This window comes from Leifsonia poae, assembly GCF_027921845.1.
Taxonomy (GTDB): domain Bacteria; phylum Actinomycetota; class Actinomycetes; order Actinomycetales; family Microbacteriaceae; genus Leifsonia; species Leifsonia poae.
This window is the reverse complement of sequence record NZ_BSEN01000015.1, coordinates 559,671-576,262: the sequence shown is the minus strand read 5'-3', so window position 1 is coordinate 576,262 and position 16,592 is coordinate 559,671. Positions and strand designations below refer to the sequence as shown.

At 69.0% G+C, this 16,592-nt stretch carries 15 protein-coding genes; 2 read left to right on the top strand and 13 right to left on the bottom strand.

Features of this window, described 5'->3' with window-relative positions; translation table 11 throughout:
• Positions 1 to 8: 8 nt before the first annotated feature.
• The 8 genes from PKE84_RS17485 to rplU all read right to left on the bottom strand — a co-directional run bounded on the left by PKE84_RS17485 (position 9) and on the right by rplU (position 6,622).
• Complete coding sequence (locus tag PKE84_RS17485; RefSeq protein ID WP_271178527.1) at positions 9 to 1,433, bottom strand: hypothetical protein; 1,425 nt, start codon at positions 1,431 to 1,433, stop codon at positions 9 to 11.
• Positions 1,430 to 2,032 (bottom strand): nicotinate-nucleotide adenylyltransferase, encoded by a 603-nt coding sequence (gene nadD / locus PKE84_RS17480; protein WP_271178526.1) that lies wholly within the window; start codon positions 2,030 to 2,032, stop codon positions 1,430 to 1,432. The genes PKE84_RS17485 and nadD overlap by 4 nt, the downstream gene beginning before the upstream one ends.
• Positions 2,033 to 2,045: 13 nt before the next feature.
• On the bottom strand, positions 2,046 to 2,282 hold the full coding sequence (locus PKE84_RS17475; protein ID WP_271178525.1) for a hypothetical protein: 237 nt from the start codon (positions 2,280 to 2,282) through the stop codon (positions 2,046 to 2,048).
• Positions 2,283 to 2,336: 54 nt separating this feature from the next.
• Positions 2,337 to 3,605: a glutamate-5-semialdehyde dehydrogenase gene (locus PKE84_RS17470; RefSeq protein WP_271178524.1), complete on the bottom strand. Its 1,269-nt coding sequence runs from the start codon at positions 3,603 to 3,605 to the stop codon at positions 2,337 to 2,339.
• Positions 3,606 to 3,614: 9 nt separating this feature from the next.
• Entirely contained in the window at positions 3,615 to 4,415 is an 801-nt protein-coding gene (proB, locus tag PKE84_RS17465) for a glutamate 5-kinase (protein WP_271178523.1), read from the bottom strand.
• On the bottom strand, positions 4,412 to 5,947 hold the full coding sequence (obgE, locus tag PKE84_RS17460; protein ID WP_271178522.1) for a GTPase ObgE: 1,536 nt from the start codon (positions 5,945 to 5,947) through the stop codon (positions 4,412 to 4,414). Before obgE ends, proB begins: the two co-directional genes overlap by 4 nt.
• 77 nt (positions 5,948 to 6,024) lie before the next feature.
• Entirely contained in the window at positions 6,025 to 6,282 is a 258-nt protein-coding gene (rpmA, locus tag PKE84_RS17455) for a 50S ribosomal protein L27 (RefSeq protein WP_271178521.1), read from the bottom strand.
• Between the two features lie 31 nt (positions 6,283 to 6,313).
• The gene (rplU, locus tag PKE84_RS17450; protein ID WP_271178520.1) at positions 6,314 to 6,622 is read right to left on the bottom strand and encodes a 50S ribosomal protein L21; all 309 of its coding nucleotides are present in this window, start codon (positions 6,620 to 6,622) and stop codon (positions 6,314 to 6,316) included.
• Positions 6,623 to 6,903: 281 nt separating this feature from the next.
• Between rplU and PKE84_RS17445 the strand changes: the two genes are divergently transcribed.
• The gene (locus PKE84_RS17445; RefSeq protein ID WP_271178519.1) at positions 6,904 to 7,179 is read left to right on the top strand and encodes a DUF4031 domain-containing protein; all 276 of its coding nucleotides are present in this window, start codon (positions 6,904 to 6,906) and stop codon (positions 7,177 to 7,179) included.
• A gap of 33 nt (positions 7,180 to 7,212) precedes the next feature.
• Here the strand turns inward: PKE84_RS17445 and PKE84_RS17440 are convergent, their stop codons facing one another.
• The gene (locus PKE84_RS17440) at positions 7,213 to 9,897 is read right to left on the bottom strand and encodes an Rne/Rng family ribonuclease (RefSeq protein WP_271178518.1); all 2,685 of its coding nucleotides are present in this window, start codon (positions 9,895 to 9,897) and stop codon (positions 7,213 to 7,215) included.
• 312 nt (positions 9,898 to 10,209) lie between these two features.
• Here PKE84_RS17440 and PKE84_RS17435 point away from each other — a divergent pair, with 312 nt between their 5' ends.
• Entirely contained in the window at positions 10,210 to 10,815 is a 606-nt protein-coding gene (locus PKE84_RS17435; RefSeq protein WP_271178517.1) for a vitamin K epoxide reductase family protein, read from the top strand.
• Positions 10,816 to 10,907: 92 nt separating this feature from the next.
• Here the strand turns inward: PKE84_RS17435 and ndk are convergent, their stop codons facing one another.
• From ndk to ileS, 4 genes are read right to left on the bottom strand one after another with little or no spacing between them, the layout of a single operon-like run.
• On the bottom strand, positions 10,908 to 11,327 hold the full coding sequence (gene ndk, locus PKE84_RS17430) for a nucleoside-diphosphate kinase (protein ID WP_271178516.1): 420 nt from the start codon (positions 11,325 to 11,327) through the stop codon (positions 10,908 to 10,910).
• Positions 11,324 to 11,767, bottom strand: coding sequence for a DUF4233 domain-containing protein (locus PKE84_RS17425; RefSeq protein ID WP_271178515.1), 444 nt, complete (start codon positions 11,765 to 11,767; stop codon positions 11,324 to 11,326). Before PKE84_RS17425 ends, ndk begins: the two co-directional genes overlap by 4 nt.
• The gene (locus PKE84_RS17420; RefSeq protein ID WP_271178514.1) at positions 11,764 to 13,125 is read right to left on the bottom strand and encodes a bifunctional folylpolyglutamate synthase/dihydrofolate synthase; all 1,362 of its coding nucleotides are present in this window, start codon (positions 13,123 to 13,125) and stop codon (positions 11,764 to 11,766) included. The genes PKE84_RS17425 and PKE84_RS17420 overlap by 4 nt, the downstream gene beginning before the upstream one ends.
• On the bottom strand, positions 13,122 to 16,481 hold the full coding sequence (gene ileS, locus PKE84_RS17415) for an isoleucine--tRNA ligase (protein ID WP_271178513.1): 3,360 nt from the start codon (positions 16,479 to 16,481) through the stop codon (positions 13,122 to 13,124). The genes PKE84_RS17420 and ileS overlap by 4 nt, the downstream gene beginning before the upstream one ends.
• Between the last annotated feature and the right edge of the window lie 111 nt (positions 16,482 to 16,592).

The following is a 16,592-nucleotide window of genomic DNA, read 5'->3' as shown; positions in this document are numbered from 1 at the left end:
ACGGATGATCAGAACACATTCAGGACGTAGGCGGCGATGAGGAGACCGATCACACCGACACCCAGCACCGCTGCGGTGATCGACAGCACGACCGGCAGTCGGCCGCCGCGCTTCTTCGGGGGTGTGATCACTCCGCGGGTGGAGGTGTGCGTGCTCACGGCTCGCGACGCGCGGATCGGCGCGACCTCGGACGTGTTGAACTCGTTCTCGTCGCCCTCGAGCAGACGGTCGAGGTCGGACGAGTCGATGCGGTTGGGATGCGCTCCCGTTGCACCGAGCCCGCGCGGCAGGTCGATCGAGCCCGTCACGAGGATCTCGCCGGTGCTGGTGAGCGGACCGGTGGCGTCCGGCGTGGGGAGGACGGGCAGGATGAGCGCGTTCGTCGTCGTCGCGGACCCGGACTGGCCGACATTGCGCGAGATGATCTGGTCGAACGGCTGGTTCTTGTCGTCGAGCTCGGCGGCCGTCGACCAGTGACCGACGGGCGGCGTGTACGGCTGACGTTCCTCGCTCGGGTCGACCGCCTCGGGCACAGCGGCGGGCGCCTCGGGCGTCGCGGCGGCAGGCGCAGCAGGTGCGGCGACCGGCGGCTCGGCCGGCGTCACCGGCGCGAACGTCGGCGGAGTGAAGACCGGCGGGGCAGGCGTCGACGGAGCCCCTGCAGCGGGGCTCGCCGCAGGCGTCGCGGAGGACGGCGTCAGCGATCCGAAGGGCCACGCGCTGGGCGTGGACGTGTCGGGCGTTGAATCAGGCGAAGCAGCAGGAGCAGCCGCAGCGGTTGCGGTCTCGTCGGCCGCGGCCGGCGGGGTGAACGTGACCGGGATGGTCGGCTCGATGTGGCCGGCCTGCTGGTTGGCCTCCTGAGCCTGCAGCATCGCCCGCAGCTCGCGACGCGTCAGGGTGCGCTCCTGATCGACGGGAGCGGCGGGTGACGCCGGGCCCTGCGTCACTGACGCAGGCGTCGCGGGCGACGGCGTCGACGCGGCGTCGGCGGGACGCACGGCGTCGGGCACCAGCGCCACCGGAGTGGTGACCGGTTCCTGCACCGAAGCGACGGGCGGCTGACGGTACAGCCCGGCATCCGGCTCGGAGGAGTCGTCGGACGCCGACGAGGAGTCGGAGTCGGACTCCGGCGAGAGCAGGGCGTCGAAGGACGATCCGTAGCTCGGCAGGTTCGGACGGGACGGAGCGGTGACCCCGGGCTCGGCGAACGCCGTCGCCGGGATGGCCGGCTTCTCCGGTTCTTGGTCGTCGTCGGTGCGACCGGCGGTGAACGTGTATGGCGTCGTCATCGTCGGGATCTCGCCGGCGGGCGTCGGCTCTGCCGTGCCGGCTCGTCGTGACGCCTGACCGGCGGCCTTCTCAGCCTGCGAACGCTCGTTCTCGCGCGCTTGTCGCCGTGTCTGTGGCGGCGGGTCTTGCCACAAAGTCATGCCACACTCCGATACAGATGGTGTTTGGAGATGTACTGAACAACGCCGTCCGGTACCAGATACCAGACGGGAAATCCCCTGCTCACCCGGTCCCGGCAGTCGGTTGACGAGATAGCCAGGGCCGGAACTTCCAACAAGCTTACGTCTTGCGTCGGCAATCCAGAAATAGTCAAGTCATGTCCCGGACGACTCACAGCAACGAAATGCGCGAGGCTCCAGAGCTCGTTGACGTCGCGCCAGTTCAGGATCTGAGCGATGGCGTCGGCACCGGTGATGAAGAAGAGCTCGGCCTCGGGGCGCGACTCGTGGAGATCGCGCAGTGTGTCGATCGTGTACGTCGGACCTTCGCGGTCGATGTCGACGCGACTCACGGTGAACCGCGGATTCGACGCCGTCGCGATGACGGTCATGAGGTAGCGGTGCTCCCCCGGCGACACGTCGCCCTTCTGCCAAGGGTGTCCGGTCGGTACGAAGACGACCTCGTCGAGGTCGAAGGACTGCGCGACCTCGCTGGCGGCCACCAAGTGGCCGTGATGGATCGGATCGAACGTTCCGCCCATCACACCGACACGCGGCCGGCGCTTTTCCGTGAGCTCCATACGACCGGCGCGGTCAGTGGCCCTGAGTGGGGTGGCCGGTTCCGTGGTGCGTCGCGCCGGGAGCGGCCGCGTGCTCTGCGGCACCGGGGCCCGCCTTGTGGCTGTGCCGGTTGGCGACATCGCGGTAGGTCCAGATCACGAATCCGAGCACAGCGAACACCGCCAGTGCGATCGCGCCGAATGCCCACGTCGGCATCGGAAGCTCCACGTGAGTTTCGGTCGCGGCCAGCAGAGCCGTCAGGTGTGACATCGAATTCATTCCTTTCCGTCAGCGCGAACGCCCGCCGACCAGTCTAGTGGCCGGTCAGGCGCGGATCTGTCCTGACCCGCGGACGATCCATTTCGTGCTCGTCAATTCGGGCAGCCCCATCGGACCTCGGGCGTGCAGCTTCTGCGTGGAGATCCCCACCTCGGCCCCGAAGCCGAACTCGCCGCCGTCCGTGAACCGTGTCGACGCATTCACCATGACGACCGCCGAATCGACCTCGGCGAGGAACCGCTCGGCATTCGCCAGATCGTTCGTGATGATCGCCTCGGTGTGCTGGGTCGAGTAGCGACGGATGTGGTCGATCGCCTCGTCGAGCGAGTCGACGACCTTCACGGAGATGTCGAGACTCATGTGCTCGGTCGCCCAGTCCTCCTCGGTGACCGGGACGGCACCGGGCGCGAAAGCGCTCGCGCGCTCGTCGGCGTGGATGGTGACCCCGGCCTCCGTGAGCGCGGTGACGACCGACGGCAGCACGCGCTCGGCCGCCGAACGGTGCACCAGCAGCGTCTCGACCGCGTTGCAGACACTGGGCCGCTGGACCTTGGCGTTGCGCACGATGTCGGCTGCCCAGTCCTCACGGGCGCTCTCGTCGAGCACGATGTGCACCACACCGGCGCCCGTCTCGATCACGGGGACCGTCGACTCCGTCACCACCGTGCGGATCAGCTCCGCGCTCCCCCGCGGGATGAGCACGTCGATGTAGCCGCGCGCCTTCATCAGCTCCGTCGCGCCGACGCGGCCGAACTCGTCGATGGTCTGCACCGACTCCTCGGGCAGTCCCGTCTCTCCGAGCGCTTCGCGGATGACCTCCACGAGCACACGGTTGGTGTTGATCGCCGCGCTGCCGCCGCGGAGCACGGCGGCGTTGCCGCTCTTGAGCGCGAGGGCGGCGATGTCGACGGTGACGTTGGGACGGGCCTCGTAGATCGCGCCGACCACGCCGAACGGCACACGCACCTGGGTGATCTTGATGCCGTTCGGCAGCGCGCTCCCGCGCACGGCCTCGCCGACGGGGTCGGTGAGCGCGACGATCTGCAGCACGGCGTCGGCGAGGCCGGCGAGCCGTGCGTCACTCAGCGTGAGCCGATCGAGCAGCCCAGTGGAGAGGCCGTTCTCGCGCCCATTGGCGAGGTCGAGCTCATTCGCTTCGAGGATGCGGCCGGACGCGTCACCCAGCCGGGTCGCGATCGCCCGCAGCGCCGCGTTCTTCTGGTCGGTGGTCGCCGTGGCCAGGGCGAACGAGGCGTTCTTCGCCGCCGCGAGCTTGTCGGCGAGCGTAACGGCGCCGAGCGTGGTCTGAGACATGGCTCAAGTTTAGGCGGTGCGCGCCGCATCCTGAGCGGGGGCGAACCAGGTGCCGACCCGCTCGCCGCGCAGTGCCTCGGCGACCAACGTGGTCGCGGTCAGGATGACTGCGGTGCCCTGCTCCGCGGCCTGCCTGGCGGCGGACACCTTGGTCAGCGCTCCCCCGGTCCCCACGCCGGAGAGACCCGTGGAGCCGATCTCGACGCCCGCGAGGTCGTCGTCGTACGCGACCTCGTCGATCTTCGCCGCTCCCGGCTCCTGCGGGGGCTTCGTGTAGAGCGCGTCCACGTCGGACAGCAGCACCAGCAGGTCGGCGTCGACGAGCAGCGCCACCAGCGCGGCGAGCCGGTCGTTGTCGCCGAACCGGATCTCGTGGGTGGCGACGGTGTCGTTCTCGTTCACGATCGGCAGGATGCGCAGGTCGAGCAGGCGCTCCATGGCCCGCTTGGCATTGCTCCGGTGGGTCGGGTTCTCCATGTCGCCGGCCGTCAGCAGCACCTGTCCGGCGACGATCCCGTACCGGTCGAGGCTGTCCTGATAACGGTAGATGAGCACGTTCTGCCCGACCGCGGCGGCGGCCTGCTGCGTGGCGAGGTCGGTCGGCCGCCCGTCGAGCGCGAGGTACGGGATGCCCGTGGCGATCGCGCCCGACGACACCAGGATCACCTGGGTGTCACGGCCGTGAGCCTCGGCGAGGGCGTCGACGAGCGGAGCGATCTGGCCCGCATTGTCTCCACTGATGGACGACGATCCCACCTTGACGACCACACGTCGCGCTGCGGGGACCTGGCTGCGGTCGTCGATCGTCATTCCCCGTCGGTCTCCTTGTTGTCGTTGTAGTCGTCGTCCGCCCAGAGGCCGGCCTCGCGCTCCCGCACGAGTTCGGCGCGAGCCTCTGCCTTGGCGTCCATGCGCTCGAAGTACTCCTCGCGGCGCTGGTTGCGGGTCGGGCGGTTGAGCGCGTCGAGGCGGGGGTCGGAACCGCGTGGCGAGGTCAGCAGTTCAGCCGTCGAGGTCAGCGTCGGCTCCCAGTCGAACACCACGCCGTTGTCGCGACCGATGACCACGGTCGAGCCCGCGACGGCCCCGGCCTTGAACAGCTGGTCTTCGACGCCGAGCTTGGCGAGCCGGTCGGCGAGGAAGCCGACGGCCTCGTCGTTGTTGAAGTCGGTCTGGGCGACCCAGCGCTCCGGCTTGGCGCCGAGGATGCGGTAGACGTTGCCGTCGGAGCCGCCCTCCACCTTGACGACGAACTTGGAGTCGTCCACCGCCTGCGGCCGGATGACGATGCGGGGGCGCGCGGCCTCCGCGGCCACCTGCTCGCGCCGTGCCGCTTCGACCAGCTCCGCGAGGGCGAAGGACAGGGGCCGCAGTCCCTCATGGCTCACGGCAGAGATCTCGAACACGCGGTAGCCGCGGGCCTCGAGGTCGCTGCGCACGAAGTCGGCGAGCTCGTGCGCATCCGGGACATCGATCTTGTTGAGCGCGATCAACTGAGGACGCTCGAGCAGCGGCGTCTGACCCTCCGGTACCGGATACGCGGCCAGCTCGCCCAGGATGACGTCGAGATCGCTGATGGGGTCGCGTCCGGGCTCCAGGGTGGCGCAGTCGAGAACGTGGAGCAGCGCGCTGCAGCGTTCGACGTGGCGCAGGAACTCGAGTCCGAGCCCCTTGCCTTCGCTCGCGCCCTCGATGAGGCCGGGCACGTCGGCGACCGTGTAGCGCACGTCGCCCGCCTGGACGACACCGAGGTTCGGGTGCAGCGTGGTGAAGGGGTAGTCGGCGATCTTCGGCTTGGCCGCCGACAGCGCGGCGATCAGGCTCGACTTGCCGGCCGAGGGGTACCCGACCAGGGCGATATCGGCGACGGTCTTGAGCTCGAGGAGCACATCGCCCTCGAAGCCCGGGGTCCCCAGCAGCGCGAAGCCAGGGGCCTTGCGCTTGGGGTTGGCGAGGGCGGCGTTGCCGAGGCCGCCGATGCCGCCGGGGGCGACGACGTAGCGCATGCCCGGCTCGTTCATGTCGATGAGCTCGTTGCCCGCCGGGTCCTTCACGACGGTCCCGACCGGGACAGCGAGCTCGAGCTCTTCGCCGGCGTAGCCGCTGCGGTGGTCGCCCATCCCGAAGCCGCCGTTGTCGGAGGAACGGTGCGGGTGACGGTGATAGCCGAGCAGCGTGGTGACCTGAGGGTCGGAGACGAGAACGATGTCGCCGCCGTTACCGCCGTTGCCGCCGTCGGGGCCGGCGAGCGGCTTGAACTTCTCGCGCTTGACGGAAACGCACCCGTTGCCGCCGTTTCCGGCGCGCAGATGCAACGTCACGTGATCCACGAACGTCGCCATGGTGCTCCTTCTATCGGGTAAAACGGGGATGGGCGGGCCGAAGCCCGCCCATCCGGAAGTGTGCTCGTGGAGGAGGCTTACGCCTGGGCCGCCACGATGTTGACGACCTTGCGGCCGCCCTTGCTGCCGAACTCGACCGAACCGGCCGCGAGTGCGAACAGGGTGTCGTCGCCACCACGGCCGACGTTCACGCCCGGGTGGAAGTGGGTGCCGCGCTGACGGACGATGATCTCGCCCGCGCCGACGACCTGACCGCCGAAGCGCTTCACGCCGAGGCGCTGCGCGTTCGAGTCACGACCGTTGCGAGTGGAGCTCGCTCCCTTTTTGTGTGCCATTGCTTCTTCTCCTCAGCCCTGTGCTCGTCGGCTACTTGATGCCGGTGACCTTGACGCGCGTGAGCTCCTGGCGGTGCCCCTGACGCTTCTTGTAGCCGGTCTTGTTCTTGAACTTCTGGATCACGATCTTCGGGCCGCGGAGGTCGCCGAGGACCTCGGCGGTGACCTTCACCTTGGCGAGCGACTTCGCGTCGGAGGTGATCGTGTCACCGTCAACAAGCAGCACAGCAGCGAGCTCGACGTTGCCATCCTTGTCGGCCTTGATACGGTCCATCGTCACGATGGTGCCGACCTCGACCTTTTCCTGCCGGCCACCGGCGCGCACAACTGCGTAAACCACTTTTACGTACCTTTTCTCTGGGGATCAGCTCCCCCCGGCTCAGTCGAGCGGCGGACCTGGTCCTAATCTCTGTATCTTCAGGAAGTTACTGGCGAGTCCTGCCCGTCGCTCCGCGACGTTCCGGCTCTCAGAAAAACCATGGTGGTCAGCGGACAACGCCCGACACACACCAACGGTCAACTTTACCCGATGCCGCTTCCACGGTCAATTCGCGTCACGCGGATCGGTGTGGGGGCGTCGGGGCGCGGCCCCTCGGTGGCGCCGCTTCCTACAATCATTGTATGACGGTCCTGATCGATCCCCCGGCATGGCCCGCCCACGGCATGTTGTGGTCGCATCTCGTGAGCGACAGCTCTCTCGCCGAGCTGCACGCCTTCGCCGATGCCAACGACATCGGCCGACGCGCGTTCGACCTCGACCACTACGACGTCCCCGACCGTCGTTACGATCAGCTCGTCGCCGCCGGCGCGGAGCCGGTCAGCGGCAAAGAGCTCGTCGTGCGGCTGCGCGCCAGCGGTCTCCGCATCAAGGCGCGGGACCGCGTGCGCAAGCACTGATCCCGCGCCTCGAGTGCGTGGTGCCGACGAGGACTACTCGGCGGAGTCGGTCCTGGTGATCTCGGGAGCCACCGAGCCGCCTGCGATGGCCGCGGTGCTGACCCGCCGGCTCCGGCCGCGTCCCTGTCCGGGCTGCTTGGGCTGCGGGAGCGCGTCGAGCACCGAGTCGAGCAGCTGCTCAGTCTCCTTGGAGGGGGCGCGACGCGACGGCGCGGTCGCGACGGCCACGGGGATGTCGAGCAGCGTGACCGCAGCCTCGGATGCGTCGGCCTGGAGGGGGCGGTCGGAAGCCGCGGCCGCATCCTGAGCCTCCGCGGCGTCGTCGGTCGACGGCGCTGCTGCCTTCTTCGAGGACTTCCTGCGGCTCTTCTTCGGCGCGTCGGTGGCGGCGGGGGCGACCTCGGCCGCGGCGTCCGCGTCGGCGACGTGCTTGCCGTGACCGCTGTCGGCTGCGGCGGCGGTGTTCGTGTCGTCGGCGACCGCAGCCGGGGCTGCCGCTTCGCCATCGATCGGATGCTCACCCTCGTGACCGTGCGCGGCGAGCGTGCTCGCGGCGATCTGCGCGAGCGCGTTCTTGGCGTCGTCGGTGATGGCGTGCGTCACGCCGGGAGCGGCGTGGCCGTTTCCGTTCGAGGCGCCGCCGGCGCCGTTGTTCGACGATCCGTTGCCGCCGTTGCCGTTCGAGCCCTGAGACTGCTGGCCGCCGCGGCCTCGCCGGCGCTCTCCCTGCTGCTGCTGTTGCGGCTGACGGTGCTTCACGACAGGCTCGTGGTGCACGACGACGCCGCGTCCGGCGCAGACCTCGCACGCCTCGCTGAAGGTCTCGAGCAGGCCGAGTCCCAGCTTCTTGCGCGTCATCTGAACGAGCCCGAGCGAGGTGACCTCGGCGACCTGGTGCTTCGTGCGGTCGCGGCTGAGGCATTCGATCAGCCGGCGCAGCACGAGGTCGCGGTTCGACTCGAGCACCATGTCGATGAAGTCGACGACGATGATGCCACCGATGTCGCGCAGCCGGAGCTGGCGCACGATCTCTTCCGCCGCCTCGAGGTTGTTCTTGGTGACCGTCTCTTCGAGGTTGCCGCCGGAGCCGACGAACTTGCCGGTGTTGACGTCGACCACCGTCATGGCCTCGGTGCGGTCGATCACGAGCGAGCCGCCCGACGGGAGCCAGACCTTGCGGTCGAGCGCCTTCTCGATCTGCTCCGTGATGCGGTACTCGTCGAACGCGTCGCGGTCGCCGGTGTACGGCTCGACGCGGTCGAGCAGATCGGGAGCGACCTGGCGCAGGTAGGTCTCGATGGTCTGCTTGGCATCGTCGCCCGAGATGATCAGCTTCTGGAAGTCCTCATTGAAGACGTCGCGCACGATCTTGATCAGCAGATCGGGCTCGCTGTGCAGCAGCGCCGGAGCTTGAACGGACTCGACCTGCTTGCTGATGTCCGCCCACTGCGCGGTGAGGCGCGTGACGTCGAGCGTCAGCTGCTCCTCGGTCGCGCCCTCGGCCGCCGTGCGGACGATGACGCCGACGTTCTCCGGCAGCACCTCTTTGAGGATCTTCTTGAGGCGCGCGCGCTCGGTGTCGGGCAGCTTGCGGCTGATCCCGTTCATCGAACCGTTGGGCACGTAGACGAGGTAGCGTCCGGGCAGCGAGACCTGGCTGGTGAGGCGCGCGCCCTTGTGGCCGACCGGATCCTTGGTGACCTGGACGAGCACGCGGTCGCCCGGCTTCAGCGCGAGCTCGATGCGGCGGGGCTGGTTGCCCGTCTCGGCGGCGTCCCAGTCGACCTCGCCCGAGTAGAGCACGGCGTTGCGGCCGCGGCCGATGTCGACGAAGGCGGCCTCCATGCTGGGGAGCACGTTCTGCACGCGTCCGAGGTAGACGTTGCCGATCAGCGACGCCTCCTGCGACTTCGCCACGTAGTGCTCGACCAGCACCTTGTCTTCGAGCACGCCGATCTGGATGCGGCCGCTCTTGGAACGGACGATCATCTGGCGGTCGACGGACTCGCGGCGCGCGAGGAACTCCGCCTCGGTGATGACGGGGCGGCGGCGCCCGGCGTCACGGCCGTCGCGACGGCGCTGCTTCTTGGCCTCGAGGCGCGTCGAGCCCTTGACCTTCTGCGGCTCCGTGATCAGCTCGGGCTCGCGCGGAGCGCGCACCTTGACGACGGTGTTGGCGGGGTCGTTCGAGCCGCCCCTGTTCTCCTCGCCGGCACGGCGACGCGACCGACGGCGGATGGTGCTCGGCTCGTCGTCTCCGTCGTCGTCGCGCGGCAGGGGCGGGAGCGGCAGAATGTCGGGCGCCTGGAAGAGCAGCGTTGTGGGGGGAAGCCCGGGAACGACGGGCGTGCCGGCCGCCGGCGACTCAGTGTTGTCAGCGCTTTCGGTGCTGTCGGTGTTCTCGGTGCTTTCGGCGGCGGGGGCGTCCCCTGCCGCGCGGGGCTCGTCGGCCACGGGTGTCTCCTCTTCCGGCGACGCCTCGGCCGCCGGGGGCTCATGGGGCTCGGGGGCGGTGGGACCCGACGGCGCCTGCTGGGCGCTCGGGGTCGCAGACGCATCCGGCGCCGCTTCGGTCACGGGCGGCTGAGGCGCGGCGGCAGCCGCGGCCTTCTTGGCATTCTTGCGGGACCCGAAGAGGCGCGAACGCTTCCTCCCCCCGCTCTCCGTGCCTTCCGTTCCGTTGACCTGCGTGTTCTCAGTGTTGTCGTTTTCCACCATCGCTGGTGCACTCCTCGACCGGAGCGCGGTTCCCCGCACACCGGGTACTCTCCGTAGGCGGAACCAGCACTCCCGCGCCGACTCCGCAATCCTTGGTCTGTGCGAACGGCTCGTGGCTCGGCTCGCACGGTCTCGATGTCTTCGGTCGGCCACTTCGGCCGACCCGTTCTGGGCGTCTCACGCCCTCAAGCCTTCTTTAGCGTCTCGTCGGCCACATGGCCGATGAGACTTCACAAACCATTATCGCATGGTCACGGCGCAAACGCGGTCGGCCCACGGTCGACACGCGAGAGCGCATGCCATAATCCGACTGTGCCTCCCTCTACGACGTCGCGCCGTCCGACAGCGCTCGCCATCTTCCTCATCGTCGCCGGAGCGATCGGATTCTGGGCCGCGTTCCAGCTCACCCTCGACAAGCTCGCCGTGCTCGCCAACCCGAACGCGAACCTGTCGTGCAACTTCAGCCTCCTGGTCGGGTGCTCCAAGAACCTCAACTCCGCCCAGGGCGCGATCTTCGGCTTCCCGAACCCCCTGATCGGCATCGCCTGCTGGACCGCCGTCATCTCGGTCGGCGTCGGCATCCTCGCCGGCGCCCGCTTCGCCAAGTGGTACTGGATGCTCTTCAACCTCGGCGTCGTCGGGGCCATCGTCCTCGTCGGCTACCTCATCGCCCAGTCGGTCACGGTACTCAACGTGCTCTGCCCCTGGTGCATGGTCACCTGGGTCGTCACCATCCCGACGTTCTGGGCCGTCACGCTCTACAACCTCAAAGAGGGCAACATTCCCGTTCCGGCATCCGCTCGCCGCTTCTTCGGCACCCTGTACGGCTGGGTGCCGCTGATCACGATCGTCTGCTACGCGATCGTCGCCATCTGGGCTCAGGTGCGCCTCGACTGGATCCACAACGTGTTCGTCTGACCCGCTGAACGCCCGACGGAAACGACGAGGGCGCCGGTTGCATCGGCAACCGGCGCCCTCGTCTTCGCCTCAGCGAGCGGGATGGGCCGCGGCTAGAACCACAGCGCCAGCTCGCGCGCAGCCGACTCGGGCGAGTCGGAGCCGTGCACGAGGTTCTGCTGAACCTTCAGTCCCCAGTCGCGCGCCAGGTCGCCACGGATGGTGCCGGGCGCGGCCGTCGTCGGGTCGGTCGTTCCAGCGAGCGACCGGAATCCCTCGATCACCCGGTTGCCGGCGACACGGATGGCGACGATCGGACCGCTCTCCATGAACTCGACCAGCGGCTCGTAGAACGGCTTGCCCTCGTGCTCGGCGTAGTGCTTGGCCAGCAGCTCGCGGTCGGCCTGCAGCATCCGGAGGTCGACGAGCGAATAGCCCTTCGCCTCGATGCGGCGAAGGATCTCGCCCGTGAGGTTTCTGGCGACTCCGTCGGGCTTGACGAGGACGAGGGTCTCTTCGACAGCGGTGGTCATGGATTCTCCGTTCCGGTGGCGGCCGCACGTGCGGCCTTGTTGTTTCGGTCGATGCGGGCGCCCGCGATCATGCAGTAGGTCCACATGGCCGTGAAGATGGCGCCCACGATGAAGAAGGCGGGGACGAGGAAGCCGGCGGCGACGACGACGAGCTGAACCAGCCAGCCGAGCCAGATGCCGACCGGGTAGCGCAGCAGCCCGACGGCCGCGATGATCACGACGACGACGACCGCTCCCCCGCCGAGCGCGATCGCGGGCGGGAGGGCCTTGAGCCCGAAGAGCACGAGTGCGCCCAGGAAGACGACGATGAGCTCGAAGCCGAGCACGATCGAGCCGAGGAGCTCGACGACACTCCTGGTGCGGCGCACGCGTCCGGCGGGCGCGGAGTCGGCGGGCGCGGAGTCGGCAGGACCGGGCTCGGCGGGACCGGGATCGGTCACGACGTCTCCTTCCAGCCGGCGGCCTCTGCGATCGTCATCGCTTCGCCGACGAGCACGATCGAGCCGGTCACCACGACGGCCCGCTTCGGCCCTTCGGCCGCCCAGTCGCGTGCGGCGACGAGCGCCTCCTCCAGGTCGGGGTAGACGAAGGTCGCGTCTTCGTGGGTCTCCTCGAGCACGATCTCGCCGAGCTCGGCGTAGTCGATCGCGCGGTCGGAGCGGACCTGCGTCACGTAGAACTGGTCGGTCACCGGCGCGAGCTCCCGGATGATGCCGCGCACGTCCTTGTCGGCCAACGCGGCGAAGACCATGGTGATCTCGTCGAAGTCGAAGTAGGTGCGCAGCGCCTTCGCGAGCGTCTCGGCGCCGGCCGGGTTGTGTGCGGCGTCGACGATGATGCTCGGCTCGATGCCGATCAGCTGCAGGCGGCCCGGCGAGGTCGAGATGGCGAAGCCCTCCTCGAGCAGGTCGCGGTTGAGCGGCTGCGTCCCGCGCCCGAGGAAGGTCTCGACCGCCGCGACGGCGACGGCGGCGTTCTGCGCCTGGTGGTCTCCGTAGAGCGGGAGGAACAGATCGTCGTAGGTGCCCGCCCTGCCCCGGATGCTCACCAGCTGTCCGCCGACGGCGACCGCCGTCGACGCGACGTCGAACGCCTCCGGCTGCACGGCGAGGCTCGACTCCGTCAGCTCGGCCGCGGTCGTCAGCTCCGCGAGGGCCTCGGACGGCTGAACGGCGCTCACGACGTCGGCCGACGGCTTGATGATCCCCGACTTGGTGCGCGCGATCGCGGCGACCGTGTCGCCGAGCGCCTTGGTGTGGTCGAGCGAGATCGGTGTGAACACCGCCACCTGTCCGTCGCCGACGTTCGTGGAGTCCCACTCCCCGCCCATCCCGACCTCGATCACAGCGACGTCGACGGGTGCGTCGGCGAACGCCGCGAAGGCCAAGGCGGTCAGGGCCTCGAAGAAGGTCAGCGGCGCGGAGCCGGCTTCGACCAGCTCGCTGTCGACGATCTCGAGGTACGGCTGCACGTCCTCCCAGTTGCGCACCAGGTCCTCATCGCTGATCGGCACGCCGTCGATCACGATGCGTTCGTTGAAGCGCACGAGGTGCGGGCTCGTCAGCAGCCCGGTGCGCAGGCCGTACGCCCGCAGGATGCTCTCGGCGATGCGGCTCGTGCTCGTCTTGCCGTTCGTCCCCGTGATGTGGATGATCGGGTATGCGCGCTGCGGGTCGCCCAGCAGTTCCACCGCTCGGCGCGTCGCGGTCAGCCGGCGCTCGGGGGCGCCTTCGCCGACCCGCGCGAGCAGCGCCTGGTAGACGCCCTCTGCCGCCTCGCGGAAGTCCTCGTCGCTCATCGGGTCCCCTCCTGCCGTCCCGCATCCTGCCCGTTCGCATCGGCGACCCGGGTCACGCCGACCGTGAATGCTCCGGCGTTGGCGAACTGCCCCGCCTCGAAGGTCTTCCGGTACGCGGCCTCCGCCGCAGCGAACTCAACCACCAGCGCCAGGGTCTCCGCGGCGATGTCCACAGTGTCGGCGAGGCCGAGCGCGCGGGAATCGTCGTCGTGGGCGAACTCCAGCGAGAGCCGGATGCGGTCGCTCACGTCGAGCCCGGCCGCCTTGCGCGTGTCCTGCACCGCGCGGATGACGTCGCGGGCAAGGCCCTCGGCCTCGAGCTCCGGCGTGGTGACCGTTTCGAGCAGCACGAACCCGCCGCCCGGCAGCAGCGCGAGGGCCGAGGTGGATTCGCCGTCGGCCTGCGCCGTCTCGAGCACGAGGTCGTATTCGCCTTCGGCCAGCTCGATGCCGCCGGCGGTCACGACGCCGTCCACTTCGGACCAGTCCCCCGCCCTCGCGGCCTTGATCACCGTCTGCACCTCTTTACCGAGGCGCGGACCGGCCGCGCGGGCATTGACCGTCAGCCTGCTCGTGATGCCGTAGAGCGATGCGCTGTCGTCGTGGAGTTCGACCAGCTCGACCGCCTTGACGTTGAGCTCGTCGCGCAGGATGGACTCGAACGGGGCCAGCGCCGCCGCGCGCGCGGCGACCACGGTGAGCCGGGCGAGCGGCAGCCGTACGCGCAGACCCGCCTGCTTGCGGAGCGAGAGCACCGTCGAGCTGATCGCCCGGATGCCGTCCATCGCCTCGACGAGCGCGTCGTCCGCCGGGAACTCGTCCGCCTCGGGCCAGTCCGTGAGGTGCACGCTCCGGCCACCGGTGAGCCCCTGCCAGATGCGCTCGGTCACGAGCGGGAGCAGCGGTGCGGCGACGCGCGTGACCGTCTCGAGCACCGTGAACAGCGTGTCGAACGCCTCGCTGCCGGCGCCGTCCTCCGACACACCCTCCCAGAAGCGGTCCCGCGAACGGCGGACGTACCAGTTGGTGAGGAGGTCGGCGAAGTCGCGCAGCTTGGCGGCGGCGAGCGTGCTGTCGAGCGCCTCGAGGTCGGCCGTCACGTCGGCGATCAGGTCGCGGGTCTTGGCCAGGAGGTAGCGGTCGAGCACGTCCGTCGAGTCGACGCGACGGCGTGCGTCATAACCCGTCGCGTTCGCATACAGCGAGAAGAAGTACCAGGTGTTCCAGAGCGGCAGCAGCACCTGTCGCACGCCCTCGCGGATCCCCTCCTCGGTCACGATCAGGTTGCCGCCGCGGAGCACCGGGCTCGACATCAGGAACCAACGCATCGCATCCGAGCCGTCGCGGTCGAAGACCTCGTTGACGTCGGGGTAGTTGCGCAGCGATTTCGACATCTTCTGCCCGTCGCTGCCGAGCACGATGCCGTGGCTGATGACGTTCTTGAACGCAGGGCGGTCGAAGAGCGCGGTCGAGAGCACGTGCAGCATGTAGAACCAGCCACGCGTCTGCCCGATGTACTCCACGATGAAGTCGGCCGGATTGTGGCTATCGAACCACTCGCGGTTCTCGAACGGGTAGTGCACCTGCGCGAACGGCATCGAGCCGGAGTCGAACCACACGTCGAGCACATCCGGGATGCGGCGCATCGTCGAGCGGCCGGTGGGGTCGTCCGGGTTCGGGCGGGTCAGCTCGTCGATGTACGGACGGTGCAGATCGGGCTCGCCGTCGCCGTTCAGCGGGAGACGTCCGAAGTCCGCCTCCAGGTCGGCCAGCGAACCGTAGACGTCGATGCGCGGGTACGCCGGGTCGTCGCTCTTCCACACCGGGATGGGCGACCCGAAGTAGCGGTTGCGCGAGATCGACCAGTCACGGGCGTTGCTCAGCCACTTGCCGAACTGGCCGTCCTTGACGTTCTCCGGCACCCACTCGATCTGCTGGTTGAGCTCGACCATGCGGTCGCGGAACTCGGTGACGCGCACGAACCAGCTCGAGACCGCCTTGTAGATGAGCGGGTTGCGGCAGCGCCAGCAGTGCGGGTACGAGTGCTCGTAGCTCGCCTGGCGCAGCAGCCGGCCGTTCTCGCGCAGCAGCTTGGTGAGCGGCTTGTTCGCCTCGAAGACCTGCAGGCCGGCGACATCCTCGATCACCGGCAGGAAGCGCGCGCCGTCGTCGACGGAGATGATGACCGGGATGCCGGCGGCCTCGCAGACGCGCTGGTCGTCTTCACCGTAGGCGGGCGCCTGGTGCACGATGCCGGTGCCGTCCTCGGTCGTGACGTAGTCGTCGACCAGGATGCGCCACGCGTTCTCGGTGCCGTAGGTCTCGGTGTCGGCGTAGTAGTCCCACAGCCGGTCGTACGTCACGCCCTCGAGTTCGGCGCCGCGGATGCGACGCGTGACGGCGGCCAGTGCGTCGGCGGCCGTCTCGTAGCCCAGGTCTTTCGCGTAGTTGCCGACGAGGTCGATCGCGAGCAGGTACTCGCCGCTCAGCACCTCGTCGTCGGGGACGCCGTGCGCGTCGGCCGCGCCGTTCGGTCCGGACGGCACGACGGCATACTCGATGTCGGGTCCGACGACGAGCGCGAGGTTCGTCGGCAGGGTCCACGGCGTCGTCGTCCAGGCGAGTGCCCGCACCGCGGTGAGACCGAGCGACTCGGCCTTGGCGCCGGTCAGCGGGAAGGTCACCGTGACCGTCTGGTCCTGACGCATCTTGTAGACGTCGTCGTCCATCCGGAGTTCGTGGTTCGACAGCGGCGTCTGGTCGCGCCAGCAGTACGGGAGGACGCGGTAGCCCTCGTAGGCGAGCCCCTTCTCGTGCAGCTGCGAGAACGCCCAGATGACGGACTCCATGAAGGTGACGTCGAGGGTCTTGTAGTCGTTGTCGAAGTCGACCCAGCGCGCCTGGCGGGTGACGTACTCCTGCCACTCGCGGGTGTAGTGGAGCACCGAGTCGCGGGCCGCGGTGTTGAAGGCCGCGATGCCCATCTCCTCGATCTGGCTCTTGTCGGTGATGCCGAGCTGCCGCTCGGCCTCGAGCTCGGCGGGGAGACCGTGCGTGTCCCAGCCGAAGCGACGCTCGACCTTCTTGCCACGCATCGTCTGGAAGCGCGGGAAGACGTCTTTGGCGTAGCCGGTGAGGAGGTGACCGTAGTGCGGCAGGCCGTTGGCGAACGGCGGGCCGTCGTAGAACACCCATTCCGGAGCGCCCTCGCGGTTGTCGATGGACGCGCGGAATGTGCCGTCCTTCTTCCAGAAGCCGAGAACCTCTGTCTCGATGTCCGGGAAGCTCGGGCTGGGGGCGACGCCGTTCGGCTGGTCGTCCGGCGAGGCGTTGTCCGGCGTGTGGGGGTACGGCATCTCTCTCCTGGCAGGTCGTTCGTCTGCACGAGGACGCCGGACGCTGACGCGTTCGCCGCGGTACCACCCCGCTTGCCGCATCCGCCCACTCGAGGATGCGACCGCTCTCTC